This window comes from Kitasatospora sp. NPDC090308 (assembly GCF_044769485.1).
Classification (GTDB): Bacteria; Actinomycetota; Actinomycetes; order Streptomycetales; family Streptomycetaceae; genus Kitasatospora; species Kitasatospora fiedleri.
Window position 1 is genome coordinate 21,545 of the sequence record NZ_JBIVXY010000004.1, and the last position, 23,904, is coordinate 45,448.

General features: G+C 74.0%; 27 protein-coding genes. 8 read left to right on the forward strand and 19 right to left on the reverse strand.

All coding sequences use genetic code 11. The features are described 5' to 3' along the window. Positions 1–757 precede the first annotated feature (757 nt). Positions 758–1,060 (forward strand): hypothetical protein, encoded by a 303-nt coding sequence (locus tag ACIQVD_RS10725; protein WP_402287799.1) that lies wholly within the window; start codon positions 758–760, stop codon positions 1,058–1,060. A 480-nt stretch (positions 1,061–1,540) separates the two neighbouring features. On the opposite strand, the gene ACIQVD_RS10730 is transcribed toward ACIQVD_RS10725, so the two are convergent. The 6 genes from ACIQVD_RS10730 to ACIQVD_RS10755 all read right to left on the reverse strand — a co-directional run bounded on the left by ACIQVD_RS10730 (position 1,541) and on the right by ACIQVD_RS10755 (position 5,921). Further along, a complete protein-coding gene (locus ACIQVD_RS10730) occupies positions 1,541–1,780 on the reverse strand; it encodes a hypothetical protein (protein WP_402287801.1) in 240 nt (79 codons plus the stop codon). An 85-nt stretch (positions 1,781–1,865) separates the two neighbouring features. Then, positions 1,866–2,735: a class II glutamine amidotransferase gene (locus ACIQVD_RS10735; RefSeq protein WP_402287804.1), complete on the reverse strand. Its 870-nt coding sequence runs from the start codon at positions 2,733–2,735 to the stop codon at positions 1,866–1,868. Positions 2,736–3,288: 553 nt separating this feature from the next. Then, on the reverse strand, positions 3,289–3,579 hold the full coding sequence (locus ACIQVD_RS10740) for a hypothetical protein (RefSeq protein WP_400694044.1): 291 nt from the start codon (positions 3,577–3,579) through the stop codon (positions 3,289–3,291). Positions 3,580–3,658: 79 nt separating this feature from the next. Further along, a complete protein-coding gene (locus tag ACIQVD_RS10745; protein WP_199528325.1) occupies positions 3,659–3,967 on the reverse strand; it encodes a hypothetical protein in 309 nt (102 codons plus the stop codon). Between the two features lie 496 nt (positions 3,968–4,463). Then, entirely contained in the window at positions 4,464–5,156 is a 693-nt protein-coding gene (locus tag ACIQVD_RS10750) for a hypothetical protein (RefSeq protein ID WP_402287807.1), read from the reverse strand. A gap of 144 nt (positions 5,157–5,300) precedes the next feature. Beyond that, on the reverse strand, positions 5,301–5,921 hold the full coding sequence (locus tag ACIQVD_RS10755; protein ID WP_402287810.1) for a DUF4328 domain-containing protein: 621 nt from the start codon (positions 5,919–5,921) through the stop codon (positions 5,301–5,303). Positions 5,922–6,336: 415 nt separating this feature from the next. On the opposite strand from ACIQVD_RS10755, the gene ACIQVD_RS10760 reads away from it, so the two are divergent. Continuing rightward, positions 6,337–6,738: a hypothetical protein gene (locus tag ACIQVD_RS10760; RefSeq protein WP_400692998.1), complete on the forward strand. Its 402-nt coding sequence runs from the start codon at positions 6,337–6,339 to the stop codon at positions 6,736–6,738. A gap of 400 nt (positions 6,739–7,138) precedes the next feature. On the opposite strand, the gene ACIQVD_RS10765 is transcribed toward ACIQVD_RS10760, so the two are convergent. From ACIQVD_RS10765 to ACIQVD_RS10780, 4 genes are all read right to left on the reverse strand, one after another. Then, on the reverse strand, positions 7,139–7,549 hold the full coding sequence (locus ACIQVD_RS10765) for a hypothetical protein (RefSeq protein ID WP_402287812.1): 411 nt from the start codon (positions 7,547–7,549) through the stop codon (positions 7,139–7,141). A gap of 214 nt (positions 7,550–7,763) precedes the next feature. Further along, complete coding sequence (locus ACIQVD_RS10770) at positions 7,764–8,042, reverse strand: GlsB/YeaQ/YmgE family stress response membrane protein (protein ID WP_400692993.1); 279 nt, start codon at positions 8,040–8,042, stop codon at positions 7,764–7,766. A gap of 161 nt (positions 8,043–8,203) precedes the next feature. Beyond that, a complete protein-coding gene (locus tag ACIQVD_RS10775; protein ID WP_402287816.1) occupies positions 8,204–9,460 on the reverse strand; it encodes a PP2C family protein-serine/threonine phosphatase in 1,257 nt (418 codons plus the stop codon). Next, positions 9,457–10,266: an alpha/beta fold hydrolase gene (locus ACIQVD_RS10780; RefSeq protein WP_400692987.1), complete on the reverse strand. Its 810-nt coding sequence runs from the start codon at positions 10,264–10,266 to the stop codon at positions 9,457–9,459. The genes ACIQVD_RS10775 and ACIQVD_RS10780 overlap by 4 nt, the downstream gene beginning before the upstream one ends. A 286-nt stretch (positions 10,267–10,552) precedes the next feature. On the opposite strand from ACIQVD_RS10780, the gene ACIQVD_RS10785 reads away from it, so the two are divergent. From ACIQVD_RS10785 to ACIQVD_RS10795, 3 genes are all read left to right on the forward strand, one after another. Then, positions 10,553–10,756: a cold-shock protein gene (locus tag ACIQVD_RS10785; RefSeq protein ID WP_033253417.1), complete on the forward strand. Its 204-nt coding sequence runs from the start codon at positions 10,553–10,555 to the stop codon at positions 10,754–10,756. A gap of 385 nt (positions 10,757–11,141) precedes the next feature. Beyond that, complete coding sequence (locus ACIQVD_RS10790) at positions 11,142–12,659, forward strand: DEAD/DEAH box helicase (protein ID WP_402287818.1); 1,518 nt, start codon at positions 11,142–11,144, stop codon at positions 12,657–12,659. A gap of 118 nt (positions 12,660–12,777) precedes the next feature. Continuing rightward, positions 12,778–13,158 (forward strand): CBS domain-containing protein, encoded by a 381-nt coding sequence (locus ACIQVD_RS10795; protein WP_282204238.1) that lies wholly within the window; start codon positions 12,778–12,780, stop codon positions 13,156–13,158. A gap of 49 nt (positions 13,159–13,207) precedes the next feature. Here the strand turns inward: ACIQVD_RS10795 and ACIQVD_RS10800 are convergent, their stop codons facing one another. After that, entirely contained in the window at positions 13,208–13,807 is a 600-nt protein-coding gene (locus ACIQVD_RS10800) for a TetR/AcrR family transcriptional regulator (RefSeq protein ID WP_400692981.1), read from the reverse strand. 88 nt (positions 13,808–13,895) lie between these two features. Here ACIQVD_RS10800 and ACIQVD_RS10805 point away from each other — a divergent pair, with 88 nt between their 5' ends. Continuing rightward, complete coding sequence (locus ACIQVD_RS10805; protein WP_402287821.1) at positions 13,896–14,732, forward strand: MBL fold metallo-hydrolase; 837 nt, start codon at positions 13,896–13,898, stop codon at positions 14,730–14,732. Positions 14,733–14,779: 47 nt separating this feature from the next. On the opposite strand, the gene ACIQVD_RS10810 is transcribed toward ACIQVD_RS10805, so the two are convergent. The 4 genes from ACIQVD_RS10810 to ACIQVD_RS10825 all read right to left on the reverse strand — a co-directional run bounded on the left by ACIQVD_RS10810 (position 14,780) and on the right by ACIQVD_RS10825 (position 19,194). Next, complete coding sequence (locus ACIQVD_RS10810) at positions 14,780–15,664, reverse strand: YihY/virulence factor BrkB family protein (RefSeq protein ID WP_402287823.1); 885 nt, start codon at positions 15,662–15,664, stop codon at positions 14,780–14,782. A gap of 272 nt (positions 15,665–15,936) precedes the next feature. After that, positions 15,937–18,096: a glycogen debranching protein GlgX gene (glgX, locus tag ACIQVD_RS10815; protein WP_402287825.1), complete on the reverse strand. Its 2,160-nt coding sequence runs from the start codon at positions 18,094–18,096 to the stop codon at positions 15,937–15,939. 111 nt (positions 18,097–18,207) lie between these two features. Then, positions 18,208–18,483 (reverse strand): UBP-type zinc finger domain-containing protein, encoded by a 276-nt coding sequence (locus tag ACIQVD_RS10820; RefSeq protein ID WP_400693010.1) that lies wholly within the window; start codon positions 18,481–18,483, stop codon positions 18,208–18,210. Positions 18,484–18,630: 147 nt separating this feature from the next. Further along, positions 18,631–19,194, reverse strand: coding sequence for a TetR/AcrR family transcriptional regulator (locus ACIQVD_RS10825; RefSeq protein ID WP_400692970.1), 564 nt, complete (start codon positions 19,192–19,194; stop codon positions 18,631–18,633). Between the two features lie 105 nt (positions 19,195–19,299). Between ACIQVD_RS10825 and ACIQVD_RS10830 the strand changes: the two genes are divergently transcribed. Next, positions 19,300–20,226, forward strand: a complete 927-nt coding sequence (locus ACIQVD_RS10830; protein ID WP_402287828.1) for an NmrA family NAD(P)-binding protein — start codon at positions 19,300–19,302, stop codon at positions 20,224–20,226. A 77-nt stretch (positions 20,227–20,303) separates the two neighbouring features. Here the strand turns inward: ACIQVD_RS10830 and ACIQVD_RS10835 are convergent, their stop codons facing one another. The 3 genes from ACIQVD_RS10835 to ACIQVD_RS10845 all read right to left on the reverse strand — a co-directional run bounded on the left by ACIQVD_RS10835 (position 20,304) and on the right by ACIQVD_RS10845 (position 22,339). Beyond that, positions 20,304–20,582, reverse strand: coding sequence for a DUF427 domain-containing protein (locus ACIQVD_RS10835; RefSeq protein ID WP_100838709.1), 279 nt, complete (start codon positions 20,580–20,582; stop codon positions 20,304–20,306). Between the two features lie 243 nt (positions 20,583–20,825). Continuing rightward, positions 20,826–21,281, reverse strand: a complete 456-nt coding sequence (locus ACIQVD_RS10840) for a heme-degrading domain-containing protein (RefSeq protein ID WP_402287831.1) — start codon at positions 21,279–21,281, stop codon at positions 20,826–20,828. After that, entirely contained in the window at positions 21,278–22,339 is a 1,062-nt protein-coding gene (locus ACIQVD_RS10845; RefSeq protein WP_400692963.1) for a Gfo/Idh/MocA family oxidoreductase, read from the reverse strand. Before ACIQVD_RS10845 ends, ACIQVD_RS10840 begins: the two co-directional genes overlap by 4 nt. 53 nt (positions 22,340–22,392) lie before the next feature. Here ACIQVD_RS10845 and ACIQVD_RS10850 point away from each other — a divergent pair, with 53 nt between their 5' ends. Then, on the forward strand, positions 22,393–23,469 hold the full coding sequence (locus ACIQVD_RS10850; RefSeq protein ID WP_402287835.1) for an ROK family protein: 1,077 nt from the start codon (positions 22,393–22,395) through the stop codon (positions 23,467–23,469). 64 nt (positions 23,470–23,533) lie between these two features. Here ACIQVD_RS10850 and ACIQVD_RS10855 read toward each other — a convergent pair whose 3' ends face one another. After that, entirely contained in the window at positions 23,534–23,851 is a 318-nt protein-coding gene (locus ACIQVD_RS10855) for a hypothetical protein (protein ID WP_400692957.1), read from the reverse strand. Between the last annotated feature and the right edge of the window lie 53 nt (positions 23,852–23,904).

Sequence of the window (23,904 nt, forward strand, 5' to 3'; positions counted from 1 at the left end):
TCCTGCTACCTGGTTCGAGAACGCGTCGAGGGGCCCCGGCGCCGTTGCGGCTCCGGGGCCCCGAAGGGATACAACACCATCCACCGGCCCTGAGCCGGTGTTCTCTACTTCCGCACCCGCCCCGTCGAGGGGGCGTGCGGGGATCGCGTATGCGTGACCGGAAACCACCGTCCTTCGTACTCTCAGGGGTCTGCGGTGTCCGCCCGGACGAGCACTTCTGCCTCACCGGCCGGGCGATCCTGATGGCGCTCGTGCCCTCCGTTTCCTCTGCGTGATTCCTGCGAACTACTGATCCAACGGACTGGGTACTGCCGACTCAGCACGCGCGCCCGCAGCCCGGCGCCTTTGCTGAGATCCCGCGTACTGCGACTGCTGCAACTGCTGTACTGCGACTCGACTTCACTGCGATACCGCCGGTGGCGGCCCCTGATCACCGCGGGCCACCCGGCCCGGCCGCCAGCCCCGTCGCCGCATTGCACCAATCCTGGCGTGGCTTCGAAACTCCGCGACCGTGCCGACCTGCAAACTTCCGGCACTACCGGTACTGCTCCCGCCAGTTCGTGTCTGGCGGTTCCGTCGACTTCTTCCTTACGAGAGAGACACTAACCCCGCCTCGCAATGATGTCTACCTCGGCCAGCATAGATTTTTCCGTGTCCCGCGAAGAGATAATCTTCGGGGCCGAGCCGACGAGGGCAACACCGCCCCGCCACCCGCGCCACCCGCCGCCAGCCGACCAGCAGAAGGGGCCAGCACCCCGTGCCAACCACCCGGACACCCGAGCCCCACACCCAGGCCTCCCTGCTCACCGCCCTTGCCGAAGCCGTCCGCGACCGCGACGAACGGGCCCTGCGCCGACTGCTCGCCCGCCTCGCCGAACAGGTCACCTTCACCGACCTGCCGAACCTGCGCAGCGCACTCGAAACCCGCCACCGCGGCAACCGCCCACAACCGGACACCCCGCATGTCGGCAACCCCTCCCACAAAACCCGCGCCACGGCGCCGATCGAACCCCGACCCGGCACCACACCCGGGCCGAACCCGCAGAGCACGATCCGGTAGACCGACACACCCGAGCCCGGTACCGCAGCACCGCGGAGAACGGCCTGCCACCGACAGCCCTCCCGACCCGGGACGGAGCAGACTCGGAAACCGGCGGCAACGACAAGGAGAAACGACGAGGGAAACGGCCGGCCGCCGGGGAATTCGACGCCCGTACGGAGACGGGCAGCGCAACGAGCCGAGCGGTGCGGAGAGTCGAGCGGTGCGGGAAGACGAGCGGCGGGCCGGGCAGCACCCGGACGCGATCCCCGCGTGCCGGCGAGGTGACCGCGGGGCCGCCACAGCGGCGCGTCAACCCGGGCTACGGCAACGGGGGCTGCCACCGGACGGGCGGGACCGCACTGGCGCAGCCGAAGCCCGGCCATTCACCGGAGGGCCGGCAGCCATGGTCCCCGACCCGCTCCCCGACGTATCCGCGGACGCGGTGGGCGCCTCGACCCATCCGGGAGGCGCAGCGTCCAGGAGGTGGACACCGTGGCGCTACCGGCCGGCCGGGACGGCGAGCAGCACGGCCGCGGACGTGGCCTCCGATCGGCCTTCCGCTCCATCGGCGAACTCGCCGACAGCCACCAGCGACCCCCGCCAGGACGCCGCGCCGGCCGTCGCGGCGAGCCGGGCGCCGGGGCCGCGGACGCACAGGTGGCAGCTCGGACAGGCCGGGCAGCCGCGGAAGCCGACGAGGCGCCTGACCGCGACGGACAACTCCTGCGCGCGCTCCACAGCGCCGACGCCCTCGAACGCCGAGCACCTCCCGACGACGCCGACCACGCCCCGACCAAGGACACCTCGACAGCGCGAGTGAGACTCAGCTCCCCTTCTGGGAAGCAGCGGCCTTGGGCTCCAGGTCGGCCAGGGACAGGCGGTGAACCGGCTCACCCGCCAGGACGGTCCGCCGGGTGACGGTGTGATCGGCGCCGACGTGCAGCAGCTCCCCCGACTCCATCAGCCTCCAGTGCGGATCGTCGTCCATCCGCTCGCTGGCGATCACGGTCGCCCGGGTGCGGGCGAGGTCGCCGGAGTGGACGTGCATGCGCCCGGCGGTGCCCGCGTGGTCCAGGTGCCGGTCGCCGTGGTGGCCGCCGGGCCGGCGCTCGAGGACGTACAGCTCGTGGGTGTCCGGGTAGCGCAGCGCCCACAGCTCGTCGGCGGTGGTGAGAACGATGTTGAGGGCGTAGACGGGCAGGTTCTCGGCCACCCAGCGGGCCGCAGCCTCGATGCCGGCCGCGACGTCGCCGCCACGGGCGGCACTCTCCCGGGTGATCAGAGCGAAGAACCGTTCGGAGTCGGTGTCACCCTTCACCAGCGACCGGGCCGGCCCGAGGCGGGCGTCGAGCCGGTCGAGGCCCCCGATCACCCCGTTGTGTGCGAACAACCGCCCGTCCTGCTCGAACGGATGGGTGTTGACGCCTTCCAGCCCTCCGGTGGAGGCGAACCGGATATGCGCCAGGAACGTCATCGACTCCACCACCGCGGCGTCCTCGGCGAACGCGCGGTCCCGGAACGCCGCCACCGGAGCCTTGTGCACCTGCGGCACCCCCTCGGCGGTGAAGTAGCCCAACCCCGTGCCGTCCGGCTCACGGCGGCTCTGCGCACTGAGGTTGTCGGGCGCCTCCAGGAGCCAGAACGTCGCGCGGCTACGCCTGGGAGCACTGCTCATCCCGAACAGACGACACATCGAAACCCCACCTCTCCGCCACCACGACCGGGCGCCTCCGGGCAGTCCGGCCTGCAACCCGTGTCCAGGCCGATCGGGCCCTCCGTCCGTGCCGTGCACACGACCGGTCACACCGCTCCTGCCCCGACCACGCACCCGCATGCCCGGGCACCGGCCATCCACCCCGGCCCCCCGACACCGGGGAAGACGCCCTCGCCACCTGCCACACCCGGCGGACGGCACCTCCCCACCGACGTCAACCACCCACTCCCCCGGCATCGGCCAGCGAGGAGGGAACCGCACCGGCCCCGGGCGCTACAGCCCACCGGCACAGGCCGACATCCGCAGAACCGGACCACACCCGGCACCAGCCACCACAACCTCCACAACGGCCCACCGCCCAGCCGCCCCGGGAACCCGCCCCTCGCACGACCCGCTCAACCGGCTCGCGGCTCTTGACGACGGCTCCCACCGGCACGCGCGAGGCACGGCCACCGGGGCGGGAAGAACCTCACCGACGGGCCGGGGTGGAGAACACCGGGTCGTCCGGCGGCGGCCTCCCGGGCGGAGACGTTCAGCAGAACCAGCCGTCCTGCACCCAGCCGTGCCGGTTGATGTCGCCGTAGGCGAAGCCGTACACCCAGCCGCTCTGGACGCGTTCGACCGTGAACGTCTGACCGGTGTACAGGGTGCCCGTCCAGGCGCCACCCGGTGCGGTACGGACGTACAGGTCCTGGGCGCAGACGGTCTCGCGGTGCCCGACGGTGCCGTTGGCCGCCGCGGCGGTGCCGGCGGCCGCCGTCGCCGCCGTCACGAGGACGCAGGCGGTCGCGGCGACGCGCAGGAGGGTGCGGGATACGGTCACGGGGAGTTCTCCTTCGTCGGGTACGGGCCAGCGGAATGATCGGGGGGACGGCCGGGTGCGGGCCGGAGCGCCACCGGCGTCACCAGGAGCCGTACCCGCCCAGGCACTCGTTGCGGACGTAGCCCCAGTCGCCCTTGCCGAAGTCGAACGTCGCCGCCCAGCCGTTGTAGACCGGGTGCACACCCCTGGTGTGGCCGACCTTGTTGCCGTAGCCGAGCACCCGCACCAGCCCCACCGGCCCCGACGCGCTGTCGTAGTTGGCGTAGAAACTCGCGCTCTGGCAGACGATGACGGCGTGTTCGGGCGGCACCACCGCCTCGCCGGTACCGGCCGGCACGACGACGGCCGCCACGGCGGCCACCCCCGTCAGCGCGCGTACGACGGACATCCGCATGATCGGCTCCTCTGATCGGCAGAACTGCCTGGCGGGACGGGCGACGTGCTACGGCGGTACGGAGGCAGGGCGGCACACGAACCGGACGGACCGGTACGCGGACACGGGAGACCAGGATGACGTGTCCAGACCAGAAAAGGGAAGAGGCGCCCCTGGAAGACCCGGCGCAGCAGCGCAGCCGATGGAAGAGACCGGCACACCGGACACTGTGCCCCGAACCGCACACCGCCACGCACACCACCCGCGACACCCCGGCCGGCCAACGCGCTTTATTCCGAGGGCAGTTGGAAACCGAGCTCCGCGGCCCCGAGGTCCTAGGAGGCCGGGACCACCCGGTCCTCGGGCGGCAGTCCGATCACCGCGCCCAGCCGGTCCGGCATCTCCTCGATGTCCGCGTCCCCTCCCGTCACCCCCGGCACCAGCCGGCCCGCCCGGCCTGCGTGACAGCGCCGCTCTGCGCGTCCTGACGCCGTCGGCCGCCGGCCACCGTTCAGTCCTGCACCCGGACTTCCACCGCGGCGCGGATGTCCAGCGTGCGGGCGGCCAGTTCCTGCGGCTCGCTGCGGCCGGCGGTGTCGGTGACGATGCCCACCGTGCTGCCGTCCGCCCAGGCGCAGGTGCTCTGGGAGAGGGACGGGTAGACCAGCACCGCACACACCAGCTCGCCGCCGAGCGGGCCGGCCGGCAGCTCCTGCAGCTCGGTCACCGTCTCGCGCATCACGTCACCGCCCTCCATCCGGCCGAAGTACTTCTCCAGCTCCCTGTGGGGGTCGGGGAAACTGCCGCTCAGCCCGACCACGGCCAGGGTGTCCCCCGGCGCCCCGCCGCTTGCGTAGCGGGCCACCGCCAAGTCCCGGTAAGGCCGCAGGGCCGTCATCCGCCGCTCGTAGCCGGCGCGCAGCGCGCGGATGTCCCCGTCGTCCGCGAGCCGCGTCCACCCGCCCGCCCGGTCCGCCAGCACGATCCGGTGCCCCGCCGGGGCACCCGCGCCCGTCACCGCGGCCGCCACCACCGCCGCGCCCAGGGCCACGGTCACCACCGCCGCGGCCATCAGCTTGGGGGAGGTCCTGCGGTACCAGGGCAGCGGCGCCACGGGTTCCAAGGTGTTGGCCCAGATCGCCCGGAGCCCGCTGGGCTCTTCGGGGGCTTGTTCGGTCTCGGTCTTGATATCGGTGCCGGGCACGGGGTCTCGCTTCGTGGAGCTGGGAAGGGAAATCGGGACGAGGAAAGCCGAGCACCCCGGCCCCGGTCAGGACGCCGGCGCCGACGGCGGCCTCGCGCAACGCCGCGGCGGGCAGCGCGGCGACGGGCAGCGCGGCGGGCCGGGTCAGGCGTGTTCGGCCGGCGCCCAGGAGGCCGCGAGAGCGGCGGTGCGCGCGGCCTCGGCGTGCCGCTCCTGCATGTCGGTCAGGCCGCGCACCACCAGGATCGCGAGAACGGCGGCCACGGCGGTGACGAACTCGGACGCGGTCACGGCTGCCGACACCTTGAGGCGGCCCAGGACCAGGCTGACCACCCAGGCGGCCCACCAGGCGTTGACCACGCCGGCGCGGAAGGGCTGCGGCACACCGTGCCGGTCGGTGGGACCGCTGGCGTTCCAGATGTCGGCGGTCACGCGCCAGGGCAGGTAGAGGTTGGCGAAGGGGATGAACCAGGCACCGATCGTCCAACCGCGCCCGCGCTGGTAGACCTGCGGGCAGATCACCTCGACGTTCACCCGCACCCGGTGGAGCCACACGATGAACACCACCGCCGTGGCCAGTGTCAGCAGCACCTCGGCAATGTCCCCGACGCCCAGGAAGGCCGTGTCGGCGGAGGATTCGGGCGCGGCGCCGAGCACGAGCACGGCTGTGGCGTTCCACAGGGCTGACAGGCCGGTCAGGCCCAGCAGCACCGAGCAGGCGGTTGCCAGCACGCGCGGGGAGGCGTAGGAGGCGGGCGAGGACATGCGTACTCCGTCTTCGTACAAGGGGGGAAGAGAGCCGCACTCTACCGTCCGCCCACGACCGATCTCCACGCAAAATCCCAGCTCAGAGCCGCTTTGACCACTTACGGGAGAGAAGATCCCCCGCACTTTGTGCCCCCGGCCGGCAGGACGCGCCCGGACCGGGCAGGGCCGGGCGGCGACACCCTGGACGTGGCCCTGGTGGCGGGGTTGGGCGGTGGCGTTGGGCAACGGGCCTGTCAGGTCGATCGGGTTCCGCAGCACCACCCGCTACCGCCGGCCGGGGGTGGTGGGGCGCTCGGCGAAAGTGAAGCGCAGGAAGCAGTCGTATGACTGAAGCGCCATGCGTGAACGGAACGGCACAGTGAGGGGATCGGACGAACGGACAGGCCGGATCCACAGCAGGGGAGTTGTCACCTTGAACACACTGTCGGGCAAACTGGTGAAGACGGCGGGCGTCCTGGGCCTCGCCGTGGCCGCGCTGACCACCGTGTCGGCTTCCCCGGCCGGGGCGAGCGCCTCGGCCACGGCCGGCTGCACCAAGTACTACGGATTCGACAACGTCCAGGTCCAGGTCGACAACTGCTCCGACGGCTGGGTCTGGATCTACACCGGCGACGGTACCTACTACACGGCCACCGTCGAGATCTCGGTGGGCCTCGGCAACGGGGAGACGAAGAAACTGACGGCCGACCGGGGCAAGGCCACGGCGCAGAAGTTCATCCAGGTCGGGAGCATCAAGATCTGCGGCACCAAGTGGCTGGGCATTCCCTACGCCAGCCCGTGGTGGACCTACTGCACCACCGACATCTCCGTCTGACCCGGCGGTCCTGAGCCCGCAGACGGCTTGTTGACGGCGTCAGGTCTGTGCCGCCCCTTGATGGGTGCGGCACAGACCTGATTGCCCGGTCCGCGCTTTCCCTGCTGCCACGGAACCGGCCGCCTTGGCGCACCGACCGGAAGAGCCCGGCTTTCGTTCAACTCCTCTTGATGGCGATCCAGTTCGCGCTGTACGTGTGGCGGTACGACGCGACGGCGGTCAGCGGGCGAGGGTGGCGGTGAGCGGCCTGCCCGTACGGTCTACGGCGAGCGGGTCAGGTGACGACGGTGCCGTGCCGGGTGGAGGCCACACCGTGTCGGGCGGCGTTCGTCGTACGGGGAAAGTGCCTGTTCCGTAGGGCGGTTGGCGTCGGCCCGGGCGGGGGTGGTGTCGCCGGGTGTTACTCCGGCTGGGTCACCACCAGGGCCCAGCCGATCGTGTCGGCGGAGGCGTCGATGCCCACGGAGAAGGATCCCTCGACCAGGCCCGGTGCCATGGTGGCGGAGCCGACTCCGGTGGTGCCCACCGGGCAGTCCACGGTGAAGGCGGCGACCTGGGTCTGCTGGGACTCCATCGTCACCCGGACGCTGCCGCCGCCTTCGCAGGCCACGGTCAGAACGGTCGGCAGGCTCCTGGACGTCCCGCCCGACACCAGACCGCCGTCCCCGACCTGGCCGTTCACCCACACCACGCCGTCCGGCCCGGGGTAGGGCAGCGCGACGCCGTCGGCCGCGCCGGCCGGGCCGACGCCGAGGCCGGTCACCGCGCACAGTGCCAGTGCCGCTGCGCCGAAAGCCTTCGCACACGTCATGGTCGTCCCCTCCACAGCTGTTGTGACGTCAGCCATCTTGGTCGGCCCCGGCGGGAAGTACCTGAGCACGCGTACTCAATCCGGCTCCGGGGTCGCGTACCGGTTCGGCCCAGGGCGCAGGGGACGCGGAAGGTGCGGGCGGTGTTCACGCGACAAGCCCCCCGCAGCGGCCCCCCTTGTGGTGGGGGGCACTGCGGGGGGCTTGTCGGGGGGATCAGGCGTGGCTGTGGTGGTGCTTGTTGCCGGTGACCATGCGGTAAATGATCAGCAGGATGACCGAGCCGACGATGGCGGCGACCCAGGTGGAGATGTCGAAGAAGCCGTCGATCGAGTCGACGCCGAAGATGACCTTGCCGAGCCAGCCGCCGAGCAGGCCGCCCGCGATGCCGATGAGCATCGTGATGATGATGCCGCCCGGGTCCTTGCCCGGCATCAGGGCCTTCGCGATGGCACCGGCGATCAGACCGATCAGTATCCAGGCGATGATGCTCATGTGTTTCCCTACCTCCACGAGAACTGTCGGTGACGGGAGTCGTCTTCGCTTTTCTCGGGTTTCCAAACCCCTCGAATTTTCCGACGTCCGATCAGGTGGGCTCTCGGGCCTGCCGGTTCGGGCGGGACGGCCGGGGCGCGGTGGCGGCGGCAGGTGGCCGGCTACGGGGTGCGGGGCACGTGGATGGCGAGGACGGCGGTGTCGTCGTCGACGCCGGTGCCGAAGGTGTCGAGCAGGTCGCGGATCGCGTCGACGGTGGCGGAGGCGGTGGTGGGCGCGAGGGCGCGGGCGAAGTCGAGGAGTGCGTCGTCGCCGTAGCGGTCCTCGCCGCCGGGGGTGGTGGTGCGGGCTTCGGTGAGGCCGTCGGTGTAGAGCAGGAGGGTGTCGCCGGGGGCGAGGTGGACGGCGGTGGTGGCGATGTGGGCGTCGACGAAGGCGCCGACGAGCTGGCCGCCGGGGGTGGGGAGGTGGTCGGCGGTGCCGTCGGCGCGCAGCAGCAGGGCCGGGGGGTGTCCGCCGCTGGCCAGGGTGATCCGGAAGCCGCCCCGGGGGTCGGGGGTGAGCCGTCCGAAGAGGACGGTGCAGAAGCGGGGGTCGGGGCCGTGGTACTCGTGGTGGAGGACGGTGTTGAGGTTGCGCAGGACGGCGGCCGGGTCCGGGTCGTAGACGGCGGCGGCGCGCAGCGTGTAGCGGGCCAGCGAGGTGACGGCGGCCGCGGCGGCGCCCTTGCCGCACACGTCGCCCAGGAACAGGCCCCAGGCGCCGGCGGCCAGCGGGAACAGGTCGTAGAAGTCGCCGCCGACCTCGTCGACGGAGGCGATGTGGTAGTGCGCGGCGACGTCCAGGCCGGGTACGTTCGCCAGCGCGGGCGGCAGCAGGGTCTTCTGCAGGGTGGTGTTGAGCAGCTTGAGGCGGTCGCGTTCCCGGTCCGCCTCCTGGCGGGCGCGCAGCAGTTCGGTCTCGTAGGCGCGGCGGTCGCGGGCGTCGAAGACGGTCGTGCGGATCAGCAGGGGCTGTCCGTCGCCGCCGGTCTTGACGGTCGAGGTGACCATGACGGGCAGCCGGGAGCCGTCGGCGGCCCTGAGTTCCAGGGCGATGCCGCTGACCTCGCCCTGCATCCGCAGCAGCGGGGCGAAGTGGGTCTCGTGGTAGAGGCGGCCGCCGACGGTCAGCAGGTCGGTGAAGGCCATCCGGCCCACCAGGTCGTCGCGGCGGTAGCCGAGCCAGTCCAGCAGGGTGGTGTTGACCTTGGCGATCCGGCCGTCCAGCAGGGTGGAGAGGTAGCCGCACGGGGCGTGTTCGTAGAGGTCCTCGACGCTGTCCTCCAGCAGGGCGGAGAACCGGGCGGCCTCGTCGGCCGGGGTGTCGTCCCGGGCCGGTTCCCCGTCGCCCGCCCTCTCGCCGGGCGCGCGCCTCACCGGGCGGCCCCGGCGAAGGCGGCGATCGCCGCGGCGGTCTCCTGCGGGGCGGCCAGCTGGGGGCAGTGCCCGGTCGCGTTCAGCGTGACCAGCCGGCTGCCCGGCACCTGCGCGTGGACGAACGCGCCCACCTCGGGCGGGGCGATCGCGTCGTGCGAGCACTGGGCGACCAGCGTGGGCACCCGTACCGCGGCGAGGTCGGCGCGGTTGTCGGAGAGGAACGTCACCCGGGCGAAGGACCGGGCGATCTCCGGGTCGGTGCGGCAGAAGCTGTTGGTCAACTCCTCGGCCAGCTCGGGCCGTTCCGGGTTGCCCATGATCACCGGGGCCATCGCGCCGGACCAGCCGAGGTAGTTGGCGTCCAGCGACTCCAGCAGCTCGTCGATGTCGGCGGCGCTGAACCCGCCCCGGTAGCCCGTGGCCGGGTCGTCGACGAAGCGGGGGGACGGGGCGAGCAGCACCAGGCCGCTGAACGACTCCGGCGCGCGGGCGGCGGCCAGGACGCCCATCATGGCGCTGACCGAGTGGCCCACGAAGGTGACCGGCCCCGGCGCCACCTCCCGGCACACCTCCAGCACGTCGTCGGCGTACCCGGCCAGCGTCCCGTAGCGCTCCGGGTCCCAGGCCGACCGCCGCGAGTTCCCCGAGCCCACGTGGTCGAAGAGGACGACGGTGAAGTCCCGCTCCAGCGTCGGCGCCACCAGGCGCCACATGTTCTGGTCGCACCCGAAGCCGTGCGCCAGCACCAGCACGGGCGCGCCGGCCCGCCCGGTCACCGTCACGTGGTTCCTGCTCCGCACGTCCATACGGGCCATCCTCGCAGACCGCCCCGGCGGACCGGGGCCGAGGCGGGGTCGGCGCCCCGCGGGAGGGGTCCGGAAAAAACCCGCGGGGAAACATCCCCCCGCGGCGGACCTCGGCCTGTTACAGTCGTCTTAGTTGCAGTAATGGTTCCCATGAAATCTGTGTGCGCCTGCTGATGTTCCGCAGGCGCATTTTTGTTTCCCGGCTCTTCGCCGGGTGGGTGCTCATCTCGGCGACTCGGGGCCCGCGAGGTGCGGGTTCCGGACAGCCCAAGAAGGAGATTTATTTATGACTAATGGCACCGTGAAGTGGTTCAACGCGGAAAAGGGCTTCGGCTTCATCGAGCAGGAGGGCGGCGGTCCTGACGTGTTCGCCCACTACTCGAACATCAACGCCAACGGCTTCCGCGAGCTGCTCGAGGGCCAGAAGGTCGAGTTCGACGTCACGCAGGGCCAGAAGGGCCCGCAGGCCGAGAACATCCGTCCGCTGTAGTTCCTGCTCCGGCACCCGCCCAGCAGCGAGGGGCCCGCACCGCGTACATGCCCGGTGCGGGCCCCTCGGCATTGCGCCATCGGCGCGTTCCCGGCCCGTTCGGGCCTCCCCCAGGCTCCGCCACCGGCGGCCATCCCCGCGCGAGACGCACGGCGTCGCGCCCGGATCGGCGCCCCGCCGTGACGTCTCGCTGTGACGTCTCACGGTTCGCGGTTGCGTGCTCCCGCCCCCTTGCGGTGAGCGCCGACCGCGGGTGACGTGCCGCACGGTTCTGCCGTCCACGTTCCACCCGTCACACTTCCGGCCCGTTCCCTTGCGGTCTCCGCCGGCGCCCCGCGCCACGGAGCCCTCCTCGTGACGCGCCGACCCGAGGAAGGTTTTCCGCATGAATCGCTCCAGTCGCTCCCCGTACGCCCAGCAGAACGCCGGCTCCCGCTCCGGCTCCTCGCACGGCGGCCGGCAGGCCGGCTCCGGTCGGCGCCCCGCCGGCCGCGGTGGCCGTCAAAGTGCTTCGCCGCAGGGCGAGTTCGCGATGCCGGTGAGCACCACCCCGGCGCTGCCGCCCGTCGAGTCCTTCGACCAGCTGGACCTGCCGAAGGCCCTGCTGTCGGTGCTGACCCGCCAGGGCGTCACGGCGCCGTTCCCGATCCAGGGCGCGACGCTGCCGAACGCGCTGGCCGGCCGCGACGTGCTGGGCCGGGGGCGGACCGGCTCCGGCAAGACGCTGGCCTTCGGCCTGGCCGTGCTGGCCCGGACCGCCGGGCGGCAGGCCGAGCCGCGCAGCCCGCTGGCCCTGGTCCTGGTCCCGACCCGCGAACTCGCCCAGCAGGTCACCGAGGCGCTCACCCCGTACGCCCACGCGGTGCGGCTGCGGCTGGCCACCGTGGTCGGCGGGATGTCGATCGGCCGCCAGGCGCAGGCGCTGAACCGCGGCGCGGAGATCGTGGTCGCCACGCCCGGCCGGCTCGCCGACCTGATCCGGCGCGGCGACTGCCGGTTGGACGCGGTCGAGGCCACCGTGCTGGACGAGGCCGACCAGATGGCCGACATGGGCTTCCTGCCGCAGGTCACCTGGCTGCTCGACCAGGTCGCCGAGGGCGGCCAGACCCTGCTGTTCTCCGCCACCCTGGACCGCAACGTCGACCGCCTGGTGCGGCGCTTCCTGAAGGACCCGGTCACCCACGCGGTGGACCCGTCCGCGGGGGCGGTCAGCACCATGGAGCACCACGTGCTGCACGTGCGGAACGCCGACAAGGACGCCACGATCGCCCACATCGCCGCCCGCGACGGCGGCGTGATCATGTTCATCGACACCCGGCACGGCGCCGACCGCCTGGTGCGCAGCCTGCTGGCGAGCGGCGTCAAGGCCGCGGCGCTGCACGGCGGCAAGTCCCAGCCGCAGCGCACCCGGACCCTGGAGCAGTTCCGGTCCGGACAGGTCACGGCGTTGATCGCGACCGACGTCGCCGCCCGCGGCATCCACGTCGACGGCCTCGACCTGGTGGTCAACCTGGACCCGCCCGCCGACCACAAGGACTACCTGCACCGCGGCGGACGCACCGCCCGGGCCGGCGAGTCCGGCACCGTCGTCACCCTGGTCCTGCCCAACCAGCGCCGCGAGATGGCCCGGATGATGACCACCGCGGCCATCACCCCCGTCACCACCGAGGTCAGCGCCGGTGACGAGGAGCTGACCCGGATCACCGGCGCCCGCGTCCCCACCGGCATCCCCACCGTGATCGCCGCCCCCGTCGTCGAGCGGCCCCGCCGCGACCCCGCCACCGGCCGCAGCCGCCGGGCCCGGCGCAACCGGCGGGCCGGCGAGACCCGCACGGCCGTGGGCGGCGGCACCCGGGGGTCCGCCGACCGCAGGCCGGCCCGGCAGGTCGACCTCGCCGCGTAGTGCCCGCCGGGCCCGGCTCGCGCCGCGAGCCGGGCCCACGGCGGACCCCGCCGGCCGTCCCCCCTGCCAGTGCCCCGACCACCGCCGCCCGGCGGCGGAGACCAGAAGGAGCCACGCCATGACCATCGCCCTCGAACGCCCCACGACCGCCACCACGGTCGGCGATCTCATGAACCACCCGGAACTGCAGATCAGCGACGACGTCATGGTCGACACCGCGATGGACATCCTGCACAGCTCCGGCGCCGACCACCTCCTGGTCCGCGACGAGGAGGGCCGCTGCGCCGGGCTGCTGACCCGCCTGCACCTCGCGCCGTTCCAGGCCCGCTCCTGGTACACCGAACGCACCCCGGTGCGCGACGTCGTCCACGACCGCGCGCCGTTCGCCACCGCCGACATGGCCGCCGACACCGCGGCCGCCGCGATGCGCTCCCGGGGCCTGGACGCCTGGCCGGTGGTGGACCACGACGGCCACGCCGTCGGACTGCTCAGCCTCTGACGGCCGGGGTGGGGCGCCCGAGCGCCCGCCGGGGTGCGGTGACGGGCGGTCAGGGGGCGGTGAGGAGGCGGCGGACGGCGCGGCGGGCGCGGGCGGGTGCCTGCGGGTCGTGCCAGAGCTGGACGCCCTGGTCGGCGGCCAGGGCGACGCCGCGCAGTTCGAAGAGCAGTTGCGCCGGATCGGTGCCGGGGGGCAGTTCGCCGGCGGCGAGCGCCGCGTCGAGTTCGCCGAGGACGAAGGCGTCCCAGCGCGCGAGCGCCTCGCGGACCCGGTCGCGGACCGGGCCGGGGCGGGCGTCGAACTCGGCGGCGACGGCGGTGAGGAGGCAGCCCGCGTGCCCGTCGGCCGTCATGGAGGCGAACCAGGCGTCGTGGGCCCGCACCAGCCGCCCGGTGCCGGGGTCCGCGCCGGCCAGCGGGGCGAGGACCGCCTCCTGGAAGCGGGCCACCGCCTCGTCCACGGCGGCGAGGTGGAGCTCCTCCTTGGTGCCGAACGGGCCGATCACGCCGGCCTTGCTCATGCCCAGGTCGTCGGCGAGCACCCCGATGGTGACGCCCTCCAGGCCGGTGGCGACGGCCAGGGCGAGGGTGCGGTCGAGGATGCGGGCGCGGGTGGCGACGGCTTCGGCGGCGGACTTGCGAGGACTCATGGCACGAGCATAACCTGACGACCGTTCGTTATTAGCGATCGGTCGTTCGCCATTTCCGGGGCGGACGCCCGCCGTCCCGGGAGGGAACATGCGGATCCACCACCTCAACTGCGGTTCACTGCGCGGCATCGAGCACGAGGGCGAACAGCTCCCGGCGGTCTGCCACTGCCTGCTCCTGGAGACCGACCGGGACGGCCTGGTCCTGGTCGACACCGGACTCGGCACCGCCGACGTCGCCGACCCCGACCGCACCCTGGGCCCCGACTTCCGCGGGCGCGCCCAACCGGTGCTCGACCTCGCGGAGACGGCGCTGCACCAGGTCCGGGCGCTCGGCCACGATCCGCGCGACGTCCGGCACGTCCTGCTCACCCACCTCGACCTCGACCACGCCGGCGGGCTGCCGGACTTCCCCGACGCCGAGGTCCACCTGCTGGAGGCGGAGCAGCGCGCCGCGCTCGGCTCCCCCGGGCCGCACCCCGAGGACCGGATCCGCTACCGCCCCGCCCACTGGGCGCACCGGCCCGCCTGGACGGTGCACCGGCAGGCCGACGGGGAGCCCTGGTTCGGCTTCGACGCCGTCCGCCCGCTGCCGCGGCTCGCCGCGGACCTGGCGATCGTCCCGCTCGGCGGGCACAGCGCCGGACACGCCGCGGTCGCGGTCCGCGACCGGGGCGCCGACCGCTGGCTGCTGCACTGCGGCGACGCCTACTACTTCCACCGGGAGATCGACCCGGACCGGCCCGAGGGCCACCCCGGCATGGACGTGCTGCAGCGGCTCACCGAGGTCGACCGGCCGCTGCGGCTGGGCAACCACGCCCGGCTGCGCGAACTGGTCCGCCGGCACGGCGGAGAGGTGGTGCCCTTCAGCGCCCACGATCCGTGGGAGTACGCCCGGCTGGCGGGCGGGTCGACGGTGGGCGGGTAGGCGGAGGGCGGGTAGGCGGAGGGCGGCCGGTCGGCGGGGCGCGGTGCTCAGCCTCCGGCCGGGGCGGGGTCGGCGGCGGGCGGCTCGGCGGTGCGCTCGGGCCCGGCGGGCCCGCCGGACGCACCGGACGCCCCGGGGGTGCGGGTCGGGCGGGCGGCGGCGCGGTGCAGTTCCGCCGTGAACTGGGCACCGGCCAGCAGGGCGAGGTTGGAGAGCCAGAGCCAGACCAGGAACACCACCGTCCCGGCCAGCGAGCCGTACAGGCGGCTGTAGGTGCCCAGGGTGGCGGTGTACAGCGCGAAGCCCGCCGAGAAGGCCAGCCAGAGCGCCGCCGCCAGCGCGCCGCCCGGCAGGCTGCCCCACCGGCGCCACGCCGGTTCCGGGCCGGTCCGGAAGACGATCAGCACCAGCGCCGCCGCCACCACCAGCAGCGCGGGCCAGCGGACCACCGACCACACCAGCGGGGCCGTCCCGCCCAGGTGCAGCACCCGGCCCGCGCCCCTGGCGACCGGGCCGCTCAGGATCAGTGCCAGGGCGCTCACCGCCAGCAGCACCAGCAGCACGGCCGCGGTCAGCACGATCCGCGGGGCCCTGCGCCACGGGGAGCGCCGGTCGCTGGTGCCGTGCATCCGGTGCAGCGCCCGCCGGAACACCGCCAGGTAGCTGCAGCACGACCAGAGCGCGCTGCCCGCGCCCGCCGCCATCAGCGTCCAGCCGGTCGATCCGCCGCCCAGCGCCTGGGTCAGCACCCCGCCCAGCTCGGGCCCGGCCTGGCCCGGCACCAGCCCCGCCAACTGCACCGCCGCGTCCCGGGCCGCCGCCGGACTGATCAGCGCGAAGCCCACCACCGTGGCCAGCAGCGCCGGGAGCACCGCCAGGACCGCGTAGTACGTCAGCGCCGCCGCGAAGTCGGTGATGTCGTCGTTCCACATCGTCAGCGGCGTGCGCCGCAGCGCCCGCCACCAGCGTCTCCTGCCGCTCGACGATCCCGCCACCACGAACCCCCGCCCACCGAAAAGACCTGAACGCGCCCGACCGGCCGCCCGCACCGGATTCCCGCCCTGGCCGGCGCGAAACCGGCCGGTACCAAACCGGCCGGCGCCAGACCGGCCGGCGCCAGACCGGCCGACGCCAGACCGAGCGGTGCGGCTCCGGCCGGCGGTGCCCCGCGCTCGGGCGGGGCACCGCCGGGGGCGGGCGGCCGTCAGGCGGCCGGGCTCCGGTGGGCGCGGCGCAGGACGCGCAGGCTGTGGCCTTCGAGGGGGACGGTCGTGCCCGCCTTGAAGTCGGTCTCGTCGGCGTCGGTGAGCGCCGGGTCGGCGGTGTCCACCAGGGTGGTCCAGCTCTCGCCGAAGGCGGCGGGCGGCAGCTGGAAGGCGACCTCGCCCGACCAGCCGTTGACCAGGAGCAGCAGGGAGTCCGCGCCCCCGGTGCCGCCGCCGGTGCGGACGCCCCCGCCGGTGCGGGCGCCGTCACCGGTGCGGATGCCGTCGCCGGACAGGTAGAGGGCGAGGGCGTGGGTGTCGCCGCGTTCCCAGTCACCGTCGTTCATGAGCTCGCCGTCGGTGCGCAGCCAGACGGCCTCGGCCTGCTCCGGGGGGCCGTCCTGGCCGTCCGGGCCGCGCAGGAAGCGGCGGCGGCGCAGGACGGGCTGCTCGTGCCGCAGGGCGACGACGCGGCGGGTGAAGTCGAGCAGTTCGCGCCGCTCCGGGTCGAGGTCCCAGTCCATCCAGGAGAGTTCGCTGTCCTGGCAGTAGGCGTTGTTGTTGCCCTGCTGGGTGCGGCCGATCTCGTCGCCGTGGGCGATCATCGGGACGCCCTGGGAGAGCATCAGGGTGGTGAGGAGGTTGCGCTGCTGGCGGGCGCGCAGCCGGTTGACCGCCGGGTCGTCGCTGGGGCCTTCGGTGCCGCAGTTGAACGAGCGGTTGTCGCTCTCGCCGTCCCGGTTGTCCTCGCCGTTGGCCTCGTTGTGCTTGTCCTGGTAGGAGACCAGGTCGCGCAGCGTGAACCCGTCGTGGGCGACGGCGAAGTTGATCCCGGCGCGCGGGCGGCGGCGGTCGTGCTGGTAGAGGTCGGAGGAGCCGAGCAGCCGTTCGGCGAACTCGCCGGCGGTGCCGTCGTCGCCGCGCCAGAAGCCGCGGACGGTGTCGCGGTAGCGGCCGTTCCACTCGCTCCACAGGGTGGGGAAGTTGCCGACCTGGTAGCCGCCGTCGCCGATGTCCCAGGGTTCGGCGATCAGTTTGACCCGGCTGACCACCGGGTCCTGCTGGACCAGGTCGAAGAACGAGGAGAGCCGGTCGACCTCGTGGAACTGCCGGGCGAGGGTGGCCGCCAGGTCGAAGCGGAAGCCGTCGACGTGCATCTCGGTGACCCAGTAGCGCAGCGAGTCCATGATGAGCTGGAGCACGTTGGGGTGCCGCATCAGCAGCGAGTTGCCGGTGCCGGTGGTGTCGAAGTAGTGGGCGGGGTCGTCGTCCACCAGCCGGTAGTAGGAGGCGTTGTCGATGCCCCGGAAGGAGAGGGTGGGGCCGTTCTCGTTGCCCTCGGCGGTGTGGTTGTAGACCACGTCGAGGATCACCTCGATGCCGGCCGCGTGCAGGGCCTTGACCATCGACTTGAACTCGCGGACCTGTTCGCCCCGGCTGCCCGCCGCGGCGTAGGCGTTGTGCGGGGCGAAGAAGCCGATCGTGTTGTAGCCCCAGTAGTTGGACAGGCCGCGGTCGGTGAGGAAGCCGTCCTGGGTGAACTGGTGGACGGGCATCAGTTCGATCGCGGTGACGCCGAGGGCGGTGAGGTGCTCGATCACGGCGGGGTGGGCGAGTCCGGCGTAGGTGCCGCGGAGTTCCTCGGGGACGTCGGGGTGCCGCTGGGTCATGCCCTTGACGTGCGCCTCGTAGACGACCGTCTCGTGGTAGGCGTGGCCGGGCGGGCGGTCGCCCTCCCAGTCGAACGCGGAGTCGGTGACCACGCCGAGCGGGACGTGGCCGAGGCTGTCGCGGTCGTCGGGGCGGCCCGGGTCGTCGGGGTGGTGGCCGCAGAGGGCGGGGTCGGCGTCGATCTGGCCGTCGATCGCCCTGGCGTACGGGTCCAGGAGCAGTTTCGCCGGGTTGCAGCGGTGCCCGGCCGCCGGGTCCCACGGGCCGTGCACCCGGTAGCCGTAGCGGGTGCCCGGTCCCGCTCCGGGCACGTGGCCGTGCCACACGTCGCCGTCGACTTCCTTCAGCGGCAGGCGCCGCTCGTTCCCGTCGTCGTCGATCAGGCAGAGTTCGACGCGTTCGGCGCAGGCGGAGAACAGGGCGAAGTTGGTGCCCTCGCCATCGAACGACGCCCCCAGGGGGTACGGGCGTCCAGGTGTGATGTCCATGCCGTCACTCCAGCACACGGGGCGGGCCGGAGGGCGGAAGGACGCGGCGCACCCGCGCGCCGGGCCGGTGCGGGGCGGGGTCGGGGTCGGGTCCGCGCGGTGTCCGCGCGGTCAGGCGGGTCGGAGGAAGACCTCGTCGGTGTAGCACCAGGCCCAGTCCTCGCCGGGCTGGAGGGACCGGGCCAGGTGGTGCCCGTCGGCGGCGTGCGCGTGGCGGTGGGCGTGCTGCCCGGGCGAGCTGTCGCAGCAGCCGACGTGCCCGCAGCTCAGGCAGGCCCGCAGGTGCACCCAGGTGCCGCCGGAGCGCAGGCACTCCTCGCAGCCGGGGACGGTGTTCGCGGGGACCTGCTGGAGCCCGTCCAGGTGGTGGCAGACCGGTTGGTCCACCAGGCCCCGGTCCACCGCCACCCGCCATTCGCTGCGCTCGTTCACCCCGCCCACGGTACGCGTGCTCCGCTCCTCCCGGGCCGGGCGCCCCGGCGTTGCGGGGACCACCGGCCGGGGCGTACGGGCGTGCTCAGCCGCCGTCGGTGCTCAGCCGCCGTCGGCGCCCAGGCCCGCGACGGCGAGTCGGAAGGCGCGGTCCGCCCGGGTCGCCGGGTCGGTGTAGTCCTCGGTGGCCAGGGCGATCCCGATGACCAGGACGAGCAGGTCGTCGATGGTGGTGTCCGCCCGGACGGTCCGCTCCTCGACGGCCCTGCGCAGCAGCAGGTCGCCGGCTGCGGCGAGGGCGGGCGCGCAGGAGCTGTCGGCGGCCCCGTCCCGGAGCGGCTCGTAGGAGAGGACGTCCGCCAGGCCGCGGGCGGCGAGCGAGTAGGCGAGCAGTTCGCGCAGCCACTCCAGCAGCGCGGCGCGGCTGTCGGGTTCGGCGCGGAGCGCGTGGGCGCGCTCGCACAGGTCGTGGACGCGCTGCTGGAAGACGGCTTCGAGCAGGGCCTTGCGGGTGGGGAAGTGGCGTCGCACGGTGGCCGAGCCGACGCCCGCGACGCGGGCGATCTGCTCCAGGGACGCCCGGGCGCCCCGGGCCGCCACCTCGGCCTCGGCCACGGCGAGGATGTGCGTGCGGTTGCGGCGGGCGTCCGAGCGCTGGCCGGTCATGGTCTCCCCAACGTTGATTAGTGGCGGGCCCCGCCGTATCGTAGCGAACGCAAAACGGCGGGCCCCGCCGTTTCTGCTGCGCGCGACCGCCGAGGAGACGTCCCCATGACCACTGCCGAAACGCCGGTTCTCGTCACCGGTACCACCGGCCGCCAAGGCGGCGCCACCGCCCGCGCCCTGCTGGAGCGGGGGATACCGGTGCGCGCCCTGGTGCGCGACCCGGGCACGCCGCGCGCCCGGGCCGTCGAGGCACTCGGCGCCGTCCTGTGCGTGGGCGACCTCACCGAACCCGCGACCCTGGAGGCGGCCGTGGACGGCGTGCGGGCCGTCTTCTCCGTGCAGATGCCCGCGTACACCGGGCAGGGGTTCGACTTCGCCGGCGAGGTCCGCCAGGCGGACAACCTCATGACGGCCGCCCGGGCCGCCGGGGTGCGGCAGTTCGTCCAGTCCTCCACCAGCGGCGTGGGGCAGCACGTCGAGGCCCCGGGCTGGGCCGAGGGGCGGTGGGCGCGGCTGGAGGTCCCGCTCGGCACGAAGGCCGCGATCCAGGACCGGCTGCGCGAACTCGACTTCCCCTCCTGGACGTTGCTCAAGCCGTCGTTCTTCATGGAGAACTTCGAGCCGGCCATGCGGTTCTACTTCCCACGCGGCCTGGAAGGGGGCCTGGTCACCGTCGTCAAACCGGGCACGCACCTGTCGCTCGTCGCCGCCGCGGACGTGGGCCGGGCCGCGGCGGCGGCCGTCGCCGACCCCGCCGCGTTCCACCGGGTGGAACTGGAACTCGCCGGCGACCGCCTGACCATGGCCGAGATCGCCGAGGTCCTCTCCCGCGCCTGGGGCGTCCAGCTGACGGCCCCGGACATGACCGAGGAACAGGCCCGCGCCGCCGGGATGGGCGACATGGGCGCCACGCACGAGTTCATGGAGGTCGTCGGCCAGCCGGCCCGGCCGGAGTTCGCCCGGGCGCTGGGCATCGACCTGACCGGCTTCGAGGAGTGGGCGCACGCACACCTGCCGGCCGCCACCGCCTGAGCCGGCAGGCAGGCAGGCAGGCACCATGCCGACGGGGCGCCGCGGGAACCGGGCGGGGGCCGTCCGGAGCGGGCCGGTCAGACCACCTGCACGCCCTTCCAGAAGGCGAGGCGGCCGCGGATCTGCTCGGCCGCGGGGAACGGGTCGGGGTAGTACCAGGCCGCGTCCTGGTTCTTCCGGCCGTCGACCACGACGCTGTAGTACGAAGCCTCGCCCTTCCAGGGGCAGGTGGTGTGGGTGTCGGACTCCTCCAGGTACGCCCGCTCGACGCTTTCGAGCGGGAAGTAGTGGTTGCCCTCGACGAGGACCGTGTCGTCGCTGCGGGCGAGGACGGTGCCGTTCCAGATCGCTTCCATACCGGCCATCCTGCGCAGCGGGGCGGGCCGTGTCCGGCCGACACGCCGGTGTCCCGGCGACGGGCGGCGGTGAACTGCGGTGGCGGTCAGGGACGTTCGGGCGCGGGCTTCCCGCGCCCGCCGGACCGGACGGGCCCCGGCCGGACGGCCCCGCAGCCGTGCGGACGCGAGGCCGTGCGGACGCGAGGCCGTGCGGACGCGGGGCTGCGGGGCCGTCCGGGCGCGGGGCCGCAGGGCGCTCCCCTACCGCTGCTGTTCCAGGTACCGGGCCAGACAGTCGGTGACCAGGCGGTGGTCCTCGACCTGCGGCAGGCCGGAGACGGTGACCGTGCCCACCATGCCCGTGCCGCGCACCAGCAGGGGGAAGGAGCCGCCGTGCGCGGCGTAGTGCGCCGGGTCGAGGTCGAAGGCGCGGCCCGCGGCCCGGTGGCGTTCGCCCACCAGGTAGGAGGCTTCGCCGAAGCGGCGCACCACGGCCGCCTTGCGGCGGGCCCAGTGGTCGTTGTCGGCGCTGGTGCCGGGCAGCGCGGCGTGGAAGACCTGCTGTTCGCCGTGGCGGATGTCGACCGTCACCGCGAGGTCGCGGGCCCGGGCTTCGGCGACGATCAGCGAGCCCAGCCGCCAGATGTCGTCCAGGTCGGCCGAGGGGAGCTGCAACTCCCGGTGCTGGCGTTCCAGTTCGGGGATGTCGAGGATCACAGCGCCACCGCCGCTCCGGTGCGGGCGGAGCGCTGGGCGGCCTCCAGCACGCGCAGCGCCTCGACGGCGTCGCGGGCCTCGACCGGGACGGGGCCCCGGCCGTGCAGCGCCCGGGCCAGGTCGGCGTAGTAGTCCTGGTAGCTGCCGGGCAGGGTCGCCACCGGTTCGGTCTCCTCCCCGGCCCGCAGCGCGCCCCAGCGTTCGCGCGGGTAGGCGCCCCAGTCCGGGTCCGCGGGAGTGCGGCCCCGGCGCAGCGCGTCCTCCTGGCCGTCCAGGCCGTGGGTGACGTACGCGCCCCGGGAGCCCAGTACCCGGAAGCGGGGGCCGAGGTCGCCCGCGGTGGCGCTCATCCACAGGTGGGAGCGGGTGCCGTCGGCGTGGGTGAGGGCGACGAAGCTGTCGTCGTCGGTCTGCGCGCCGTCGCGGCGGGCGTCCAGTTCGGCGTAGACGCGTTCGGCCGGGCCGAACAGGACCAGTGCCTGGTCGACCAGGTGCGCGCCCAGGTCGTAGAGCACGCCGCCGGCCTCGGCCGGGTCGCCCAGTTCCCGCCAGGCGCCGCTGAGTTCGGGGCGCCAGCGCTCGAAGCGCGACTCGAACCGGTTGACCCGGCCGAGCCGGCCCGAGGCGACCAGCTGCCGGACGGTGCGGAAGTCGCCGTCCCAGCGCCGGTTCTGGAACACGCTGAGCAGCAGGCCCCGGTCCCGGGCCAGGTCGGCCAGCCGCTCGCCCTCGGCGGCGGTGGCGGCGAGCGGTTTGTCGACCACGACCGGGAGTCCGGCCTCCAGGGCGGCGGTGGCCAGCGGGACGTGGGTGCGGTTGGGGGAGGCGACCACGACCAGGTCCAGTCCGAGGCCGGGCGCGGCGGCCCGGAGGGCGTCGGCGTCCGCGAACAGCTCGGCCCGCGGGTGCTCGCGGGAGACCCGCGCGCGGCGTTCCGGGTCGGAGGTCACCACGGCCGCGAGGCGCAGACCCGGCGTGGTGCTGATCAGGGGCGCGTGGAAGACCGCACCGGCGATGCCGTAGCCGATGAGTCCCACGTTCAGGGTCGGGAGGTCCATGCCCCAAGTTAAACAACAGCGTGGACTAACCGGCAAGCTCGCATAATCGACAGGTGACCACCGACCCGGCCCGCCACGGCGCCCTCAACCTCGCCCTGCTCCGCGACCGCAACGACACCGCCGTCCTGCGCGCCGTCCGCGCCGCCGCCGACCGCGGCACCAGCCGGGTCGAACTGGCCACCCGCACCGGGCTCACCGCCCAGGCCATCAGCAAGATCACCGCCAGGCTGCTCGCCGACGGCCTGCTCACCGAGGCCGGGCACGAGCGCGTCGCCGGGCAGAGCGGCAAGCCGCGCACCCTGCTGCGCCTCGTCCCGGGCTCCCGCTCCGCCCTCGGCGCCGAGATCGGCCGCCGCGAACTGCGCCTGCTCCGGGTCGACCTCACCGGCGCCGTCACCGCCCGGGCGGAGGAGCCGATCGACCCGGACGGCGGCCCCGGCCCGGTCCTCGACCGGCTCGCCGCCATGGTCCGCGCGCTCACCGCGCCCTCCGGGACCGGCGACGTGCTCGGCCTCGGCCTGGCCTGCCCCGGCCCCCTGGACACCCGCGACGGCGTCCTGCACCAGGTCACCGGCATGCCGAGCTGGCACGGCCTGCACCTGCGCGAGGCGGTGCGGACCCGCACCGGGCTGCCCGTGGTCGTCGAGAAGAACACCACCGCCGGCGTCCTGAGCCGCCCGGGCCCGGACGACCGCGCCTTCGTCCACCTCGGCGACGGCGTCGGGGCCGGCCTGGTCCTCGGCGGCCGGGTCCAGCGCGGCGCCCGCACCAACGCCGGCGAGTTCGGCCACCAGTGCATCGACCCGGCCGGGCCGCCGTGCGCCTGCGGCGCCCGCGGGTGCCTGGAGGCCGTCTGCCTCACCGCCCTGCGGGCCGGTCGCACCGGGGAGGCCGCGGGCGCCCTCGCGATCGGCGTCGCCAACCTGGTCCGTCTGCTCGACGTCGAGGAGGTCACCCTCGGCGGCGACGCCCTCCTCGCGGACCCGGAGCCGTACGAGAGTGCGATCCGCGCCGCGCTCGCCGCCCGGCTGCCCGATCCGCACTGGCAGCACGTCGCCCTCGCCCGCGCCACCGACCTGGCGGTCCCCCAGGGCGCCGCGGGCCTCGCCCTGGCGCGGCTCTTCGGCTGAACCCGCGCGGGCGGGCCCGGCCGAAGACGGGCTCGGGCGGCGACGGGCTCAGGCGGCGACGGGCTCAGGCGACGGTGGGCACCGCGCGGGTCGGGCAGTAGTCGGGGTTCGGCGCGCTGAACCAGGCGTCGCCGCTGAACGCGTTGTACCGGCAGGTCAGCGGGGCGGCCGGGCCGCCGCCGTAGTTGCACACCAGCCACCCCTGACCGTAGGTCCACCCGTAGAGGCCGTGCGCGCCGTCCGTGAGGAACGACGGGCACATGTAGGGCGTGGGCGGCGTGGTGGCCGAGGCCCCGGTGGCGGTCAGGCCCATGAACCCGGTGAAGCCGACGGTGGCCAGGGCGACGGCCGCGAGGGCGGCGGCGGAACGGGCGCGCGACAAGTGGGTCTCCTCGTGCTGGGGGTCGACGGCGGAACGCCCCGCCCGCGACCGGT

Excerpts from the sequence above, each read along its gene's own strand:
- ACIQVD_RS10800 (WP_400692981.1), bottom strand. The coding sequence starts at position 13,807 with ATGAGTCCTCGCAAGTCCGCCGCCGAAGCCGTCGCCACCCGCGCCCGC.
- ACIQVD_RS10770 (WP_400692993.1), bottom strand. The coding sequence starts at position 8,042 with ATGAGCATCATCGCCTGGATACTGATCGGTCTGATCGCCGGTGCCATC.
- ACIQVD_RS10805 (WP_402287821.1), top strand. The coding sequence starts at position 13,896 with ATGCGGATCCACCACCTCAACTGCGGTTCACTGCGCGGCATCGAGCAC.
- ACIQVD_RS10835 (WP_100838709.1), bottom strand. The coding sequence starts at position 20,582 with ATGGAAGCGATCTGGAACGGCACCGTCCTCGCCCGCAGCGACGACACG.
- ACIQVD_RS10795 (WP_282204238.1), top strand. The coding sequence starts at position 12,778 with ATGACCATCGCCCTCGAACGCCCCACGACCGCCACCACGGTCGGCGAT.
- ACIQVD_RS10790 (WP_402287818.1), top strand. The coding sequence starts at position 11,142 with ATGAATCGCTCCAGTCGCTCCCCGTACGCCCAGCAGAACGCCGGCTCC.
- glgX (WP_402287825.1), bottom strand. The coding sequence starts at position 18,096 with ATGGACATCACACCTGGACGCCCGTACCCCCTGGGGGCGTCGTTCGAT.
- ACIQVD_RS10785 (WP_033253417.1), top strand. The coding sequence starts at position 10,553 with ATGACTAATGGCACCGTGAAGTGGTTCAACGCGGAAAAGGGCTTCGGC.
- ACIQVD_RS10755 (WP_402287810.1), bottom strand. The coding sequence starts at position 5,921 with ATGTCCTCGCCCGCCTCCTACGCCTCCCCGCGCGTGCTGGCAACCGCC.
- ACIQVD_RS10845 (WP_400692963.1), bottom strand. The coding sequence starts at position 22,339 with ATGGACCTCCCGACCCTGAACGTGGGACTCATCGGCTACGGCATCGCC.
- ACIQVD_RS10830 (WP_402287828.1), top strand. The coding sequence starts at position 19,300 with ATGACCACTGCCGAAACGCCGGTTCTCGTCACCGGTACCACCGGCCGC.
- ACIQVD_RS10735 (WP_402287804.1), bottom strand. The coding sequence starts at position 2,735 with ATGTGTCGTCTGTTCGGGATGAGCAGTGCTCCCAGGCGTAGCCGCGCG.
- ACIQVD_RS10765 (WP_402287812.1), bottom strand. The coding sequence starts at position 7,549 with ATGACGTGTGCGAAGGCTTTCGGCGCAGCGGCACTGGCACTGTGCGCG.
- ACIQVD_RS10825 (WP_400692970.1), bottom strand. The coding sequence starts at position 19,194 with ATGACCGGCCAGCGCTCGGACGCCCGCCGCAACCGCACGCACATCCTC.
- ACIQVD_RS10810 (WP_402287823.1), bottom strand. The coding sequence starts at position 15,664 with ATGTGGAACGACGACATCACCGACTTCGCGGCGGCGCTGACGTACTAC.
- ACIQVD_RS10780 (WP_400692987.1), bottom strand. The coding sequence starts at position 10,266 with ATGGACGTGCGGAGCAGGAACCACGTGACGGTGACCGGGCGGGCCGGC.
- ACIQVD_RS10745 (WP_199528325.1), bottom strand. The coding sequence starts at position 3,967 with ATGTCCGTCGTACGCGCGCTGACGGGGGTGGCCGCCGTGGCGGCCGTC.